Origin of the sequence: Cellulomonas septica, from assembly GCF_012396155.1 — a bacterium.
GTDB lineage: Bacteria > Actinomycetota > Actinomycetes > Actinomycetales > Cellulomonadaceae > Cellulomonas > Cellulomonas septica.
Map to the genome: position 1 here is coordinate 1 of NZ_JAAXOY010000150.1, position 6,513 is coordinate 6,513.

Genomic DNA, 6,513 nt, shown 5'->3' on the forward strand with positions numbered 1-6,513 from the left:
GACGGCGGCACCGGGCCGCCGTGCACGGGGCTCTGCGACGGGATCGGCGAGTACACGGGCTGGCCCGGCGCACCGGGCGGCCCTGCCTGCGGCCCGACGGCGCGGTAGGGCGGCAGCGGCCGCGTCGGCTCCCCTGCGGGCGGGCGGTAGGACTCGCTCACGTCATTGCCTCCACATGGTCACCGTGTCGCGCACGGGCACCGTCACGCGGGCGCCTTCGCGGCACCTGGTCGGTTCATCGGCGGGCGGGACGCCCGACTTGAGCGGTCCGCACCCGCTGGGCGGGCACGGGGTGCGCGGGCGTCAGGCGACGACGCGCAGGATCTCCTCGATCGAGGTCAGGCCCATGGCGACCTTCTGCCAGCCGTCGTCGCGGAGCATGAGCATCCCCTGCTTCGTCGCGGTCGCGTTGATCTCCGCCGACGACGAGTGGGCCACGGCGTGACGCTCGATCTCCTCGGTGACCCGCATGACCTCGTGCAGCGCGATGCGGCCCTTGTATCCCGTCTTCGAGCAGGTCACGCAGCCGACCGGGCGCATGAGCTCGGGGACCGGCTCGCCCGGCACCCACGGGAACCGGGCCGCCTCGAGCTCGCCCGGCTTGGGCGTGTACGGCTCCTTGCACTTGCTGCACAGCTTGCGCGCGAGCCGCTGCGCGACGACGCAGTCCAGCGCCGACCCGACGAGGAACGGCTCGATGCCCATCTCCGTCAGACGCGTGATGGCCGACGGCGCGTCGTTGGTGTGCAGCGTCGACAGCACGAGGTGACCGGTGAGGGCCGCCTCGATCGCGATCTGCGCGGTCTCGTGGTCGCGGATCTCACCGAGCAGCACGACGTCGGGGTCGGACCGCAGGATCGAGCGCAGCGCCGAGGCGAACGTCAGGCCCGCCTTCGGGTTGACCTGCACCTGGTTGATGCCGGAGAGCCGGTACTCGACCGGGTCCTCGACCGTGATGACGTTGATCTCCGGCTTCGACACCGCGTTGAGCGTCGCGTACAGCGTCGTCGACTTGCCCGACCCCGTCGGGCCGGTGACGAGGATCATCCCGTAGGGCTTGGTGTACGACTCCTGGTACGTCGCGTAGTTGTGCTCGAGGAACGACAGGTCGCGCAGGTCGAGGCTCGCCGTCGAGTTGTCGAGGACACGCATGACGATCTTCTCGCCCCACACCGTCGGCAGCGTCGCGACGCGGAGGTCGATCTTGCGGCCGTTGTGCACCACCGACATGCGGCCGTCCTGCGGCTTGCGCTTCTCCGCGATGTCGATGTCGCTCATGATCTTCACGCGGCTGATGACGCCGCCCTGGATCTGCTTGGGCGAGCGCTGCACCTCGTGCAGCACGCCGTCGATCCGGTACCGGACCCGCAGGTCGTGCTCGGTGGGCTCGATGTGGATGTCGGAGGCGCGGTCCGTGATCCCCTGCGTCACCAGCAGGTTGACGTAGCGGACGATCGGCGCGTCGTCGTCGACGAAGTCGCCCATCTTCGAGAGGTCCGCCTCGGGTGCGGCGACCTCCTCCTCGAACGCCGACGAGAGGTCCTCCATCTCGTCGTCCGCGCGGCAGAAGCGGTCGATCGCGCGCGTGAGGTTGTCGTACGTGGCGATCACGGGGACCACGGGCATGCCGGCCATGGTGCGGACGTCGTCGACCGCCATCACGTTGCCCGGGTCGGCGGTCGCGAGCACGATCGCGCCGTTCTCGATCGCGATCGGCAGCACCACGTACCGACGGCACAGCGTCGCCGGCACGAGCGAGACGGCGGCGCGGTCGACGGGGTGCTCGTCGAGGTCGACATACTGCATGCCGACCTGCGAGGCGAGGGCCTTGACGAGCTGGCCCTCGGTCAGGACACCGAGCTCGACGAGCGTCCGGCCGAGGGACTGGCCGCGGGTCATGGTCTCGTCCAGCGCGGCGAGGAGCTGCGCCTCCGTGACCAGGCCCTCGTCGAGCAGGATCTCGCCCAGCTGCTTCACGCGCGCACCTCCCGGTCAGGCCTGCCTCGCGCAGGACCTCTGACCGTCCATCGGCACGCCCGGGCCCGGTCCTGAGGAGTCGTGGCGACTGTGACAGACCGTCGCAGGCCACCGTGCACCGGACGACCGTGCGCAGGACGGCCGGGCACCCGCTCGTCAGGCGGGAGGCGCGGCCTCCAGGCGCTCCTCGAGCGCGCGCGCCATCGCGTCGACCGGCCCGGGACGCCCCGTCATGAGGCGCACCTGCTCGACCGCCTGGTGCAGCAGCATCCGCTCCCCCGTCACCGCGACGCCCGTGCACCAGATCGTCCCGCGCCTGCGCGACCTGTACCACCGGCTCACGGGCGGCCACCGCGACGCCGAGGTCGAGGAGGACGAGGACGCGCCGCTCGTCATCAACGCGGGTCACTCCGCGCTGCCCGAGGTCGAGCCGCCCAAGAAGAAGACCCGCCTGCTCGGCCGGCGCAAGCGTGCCGACCAGCTCGACGACGCCGACCCGGACCGCCTCGACGCGTACGTGGGCGACGAGGCCTTCGAGCGCGCGGCCGTCGTCGAGGCGCTCGCCGGGGAGGCCGAGCCGTCGCCCGTCACCGAGCCCACCGCCGTCGTCCCGGCACCGCGTCCGCCCGCGGAGCTGCGCGCCCCCGAGCCCCGCGGCGTCCCGCGCGGCGAGCAGCCGATGCTCGAGGGCGACGTCCTCTACACGCTCCCGAACGAGGACGCGCTCGCCAAGGGCGCGCCGCACAAGGTGCGCTCGGCCGCGAACGACCGCGTCGTCGAGTCGCTCACGACCGTCCTCGACCAGTTCGAGATCGACGCCAAGGTCACCGGCTTCACGCGCGGTCCCACGGTCACGCGCTACGAGGTCGAGCTCGGCCCCGCGGTCAAGGTCGAGCGGGTCACCGCGCTCAGCAAGAACATCGCGTACGCGGTCGCGAGCGCCGACGTCCGGATCCTGTCGCCGATCCCCGGCAAGTCCGCCATCGGCATCGAGATCCCCAACACCGACCGCGAGACGGTCTCGCTCGGCGACGTGCTGCGCTCGAGCGCCGCCAAGCGGTCCGAGCACCCGATGGTCATCGGCGTCGGCAAGGACGTCGAGGGCGGCTACGTCACCGCGAACCTCGCGAAGATGCCGCACCTCCTGGTCGCGGGCGCGACCGGCGCGGGCAAGTCGAGCTTCGTCAACTCGATGATCGTGTCGATCCTCATGCGCGCCACGCCCGACGAGGTCCGCATGGTGCTCGTCGACCCCAAGCGCGTCGAGCTCACGATCTACGAGGGCATCCCGCACCTCATCACGCCCATCATCACCAACCCCAAGAAGGCCGCCGAGGCGCTCGAGTGGGTCGTGCGGGAGATGGAGGCGCGCTACGACGACCTCGCGCTGTTCGGGTTCAAGCACGTCGACGACTTCAACGTCGCCGTGCGGGCCGGCAAGGTCAAGCCGCTGCCCGGCTCCGAGCGCAAGATCGCGCCGTACCCGTACCTGCTGGTGATCGTCGACGAGCTCGCCGACCTCATGATGGTCGCGCCCCGCGACGTCGAGGCGTCGATCCAGCGCATCACGCAGCTCGCGCGCGCCGCCGGCATCCACCTGGTGCTCGCCACGCAGCGGCCGTCGGTCGACGTCGTCACCGGCCTGATCAAGGCGAACGTCCCGTCGCGGCTCGCGTTCGCGACGAGCTCGCTCACCGACTCGCGCGTCGTGCTCGACCAGCCCGGAGCCGAGAAGCTCATCGGCCAGGGTGACGCGCTGTTCCTCCCCATGGGCGCCGCCAAGCCGATGCGCACGCAGGGCGCCTGGGTCTCCGAGTCGGAGATCCACGCGGTCGTCGAGCACGTCAAGAAGCAGCTCAAGCCCGTCTACCGCGAGGACGTCGCCGTCACGGCGGCCAAGAAGCAGGTCGACGAGGACATCGGCGACGACCTCGACCTGCTGCTGCAGGCCGCCGAGCTCGTCGTCACGTCGCAGTTCGGCTCGACGTCGATGCTGCAGCGCAAGCTGCGCGTCGGGTTCGCCAAGGCCGGGCGGCTCATGGACCTGCTCGAGTCGCGGGAGATCGTCGGGCCGTCCGAGGGGTCGAAGGCGCGCGAGGTGCTCGTGCAGCCCGACGACCTGCCCGGCACGCTCGCGATGCTGCGCGGCGAGCCCGGGGCCGAGGACGACGGTGCGCTGCCCGGCGACCCGCCCGTGGCGACCGACTACTTCGACGACGCGGAGGAGGACGTCGCAGGACCCTGGTCCGGCGGCGGCCGATGAACCTGTCGGTGACCGACCCCCGGAGCCTGGTCTCCACGGTCATCGCCGTCGTCGCGATCGTCGCGCTCGTCGCCGTCCTCGTCCTGCTCGCGCGCCAGCGCCGGCAGGTGCGCACCGCGAACCAGCTCCTCGAGCTGTCCCGTGAGCTGCGGCAGCGCTACGACGCGCTGCAGTCCGTCACCAAGGAGGGCGTGCTCGTCCAGTCGCTGGGCGGGCGCGTCCTCGACATCTCCGAGCGCGCCGCCGCGATCCTCGGCGTCGACCCGGCGTCCGCGCTGGGCCGGCCCGTCAGCGACCTGCCGCTCGTGCTCGTCAACGAGCAGGGCCTCTCGATGAACCCGGCCGCGGTGCTGGGGCACCGCACGGTGCCCGGCCCGGACGCCGCCGAGTCGGGACCCGAGCTCGTGGGCGTCGCGCTGCCCGACAGCGCCGGCATGCACGTGCGCATGGTGCAGGTCGCGAGCCAGCTCGTCCCGGCGGGCGACGGCGAGAACCCCGCGGTCCTCACGACGCTCGTCGACGTGACGGGGCGCCGTGAGGTCGAGGCCGCGCTGTCCCGCAGCGAGACGCAGTTCCGCGTCGCGATGGAGAACGCGCCGATCGGCATGGCGCTCGTCGACCTGGACTGGTGCGTCGTCGAGGCGAACTCGGCGCTCGCCGAGCTGCTCGGCACGCGCGTCGACGCGCTCCGCGGCTACCCGATGTCGGAGCTCGGCGAGCCCGAGGGGCGGGCGGCCGAACGGGTCGAGGTCGACAAGCTGCTCGCGGGCGGGGCGCCGCGGTTCTCGCTCGAGCAGAAGTACGTGCGCGCGGACGGGCACGCCGTGTGGGTCGTGCTCGACGCGGCGCTCGTGCGGTCGGCGAGCGGCATGCCCGACCACTTCGTCGTGCAGGTCCGCGACTCCACGGAGTCCCGCCTCCAGGCCGAGATGCTCACGCACCGCGCCATGCACGACCCCCTGACGGGTCTCGCGAACCGCACGCTCATGCAGGAGGTGCTCCAGTCCGTGCTGGAGCAGCCCGGCGTCGTGGACCGCGTCGCGGTCATCGCGTGCGACCTCGACGGCTTCAAGCAGGTCAACGACCGCTACGGGCACGCCGCGGGGGACGAGCTCCTCGTGCACGTCGCGGGCGTGCTGCGGGCCGCGACCGCCCGGCGCGGGACGGTCGCGCGGCTCGGCGGCGACGAGTTCGTCGTCGTGGTGCAGGACGCCGACGGGCCGCGTGCGGTGTTCGAGATCGCCGCCGCGATCCACGCGGGTCTGGTCGAGCCCGCGCGCATCGCGCGTCGCCGCGTCCAGGTCGCCGCGAGCATCGGCATCGCCCTCGCGGACCCGGAGACCGTCGAGGGCGGTGCGCCCGCGCTCGTCGCCGCCGCGGATGCCGCGCTCTACCGGGCCAAGGCGGCCGGGCGGGGCCGGACCGAGGTGTACGACGCGTCGATGAGCGCGACCTCGACGACCGGCGTGCACCGCGAGCTCGCCGACGCGATCGCTGGGCGCGAGCTCGTCGTGCACTACCAGCCGATCGTCGACCTCGCCGACATGCGCGTCGTGGGGTACGAGGCGCTCGTGCGCTGGCAGCACCCGCACCGCGGCCTGCTGCTGCCCGGGTCGTTCCTGTCGCTCGTGCAGGAGGCCGGGCTGTCGGTGCCGCTCGCGCAGTACGTCGCGACGTCCGTCGTCGACTTCGTCGCGCGCACGCGCGACAAGACGCGCTGGGTGTCCGTCAACGTGTCGGCGGACCAGCTCGGCGACGGCGAGTTCGCGACGACGCTCCTCGGCGAGATCTCGCGTCGTCGCGTGACGCCCGGGCGGATCGTCGTCGAGCTCACCGAGTCGTCGCTCGTCGCGTCGAGCACCCGCATCCGGCACGAGCTCACGCAGCTCTCGGCCGCGGGCGTCCCGATCCTGCTCGACGACTTCGGGACGGGAGTGTCGCCCCTGTCCTACCTGCGCGACCTGCCCGTCGCGGGCGTGAAGCTCGACATGTCGTTCACCTCGGGCATCCCCGACGACCCGACCGCCGGCAAGGTCGCGCGGGCGCTCGGCGCGCTCGCCCGGGAGCTCGCGATGGTGACGATCGCCGAGGGCATCGAGCACGAGGAGCAGGCGCGCTACCTGCACCGCAACGGCTGGCGGTACGGCCAGGGCTGGCTGTTCGGCGGCGCGCAGCCGGCCGAGGCGACCCGGACCTGACGCGGGCTCCCGCCGAGCGAGAGCGGCGGGTCGGCGTGGTGCCGCGTCGCGGGTCCGCGCGGACGGGGCCACTTG

The 6,513-nt window shown here is 72.5% G+C and carries 3 protein-coding genes and 1 pseudogene; 2 read left to right on the top strand and 2 right to left on the bottom strand.

The window, feature by feature from the left end; genetic code table 11:
* Window positions 1–303 precede the first annotated feature (303 nt).
* Window positions 304–1,977 carry an ATPase, T2SS/T4P/T4SS family gene (locus HGA02_RS07775; RefSeq protein ID WP_168678543.1) on the bottom strand — a complete coding sequence of 558 codons (1,674 nt, stop codon included), beginning with the start codon at window positions 1,975–1,977 and terminating at the stop codon, window positions 304–306.
* Window positions 1,978–2,133: 156 nt separating this feature from the next.
* Window positions 2,134–2,271: pseudogene (locus HGA02_RS07780) on the bottom strand (shikimate dehydrogenase); the annotation flags it as partial.
* Between HGA02_RS07780 and HGA02_RS07785 the strand changes: the two are divergent.
* Both HGA02_RS07785 and HGA02_RS07790 read left to right on the top strand, forming a co-directional pair.
* Window positions 2,210–4,240, top strand: a complete 2,031-nt coding sequence (locus HGA02_RS07785; RefSeq protein WP_246247542.1) for a DNA translocase FtsK — start codon at window positions 2,210–2,212, stop codon at window positions 4,238–4,240. The pseudogene HGA02_RS07780 and the gene HGA02_RS07785 overlap by 62 nt on opposite strands.
* An 8-nt stretch (window positions 4,241–4,248) precedes the next feature.
* Window positions 4,249–6,438 carry a putative bifunctional diguanylate cyclase/phosphodiesterase gene (locus HGA02_RS07790; protein WP_343035359.1) on the top strand — a complete coding sequence of 730 codons (2,190 nt, stop codon included), beginning with the start codon at window positions 4,249–4,251 and terminating at the stop codon, window positions 6,436–6,438.
* The last annotated feature ends 75 nt before the right edge of the window (window positions 6,439–6,513 follow it).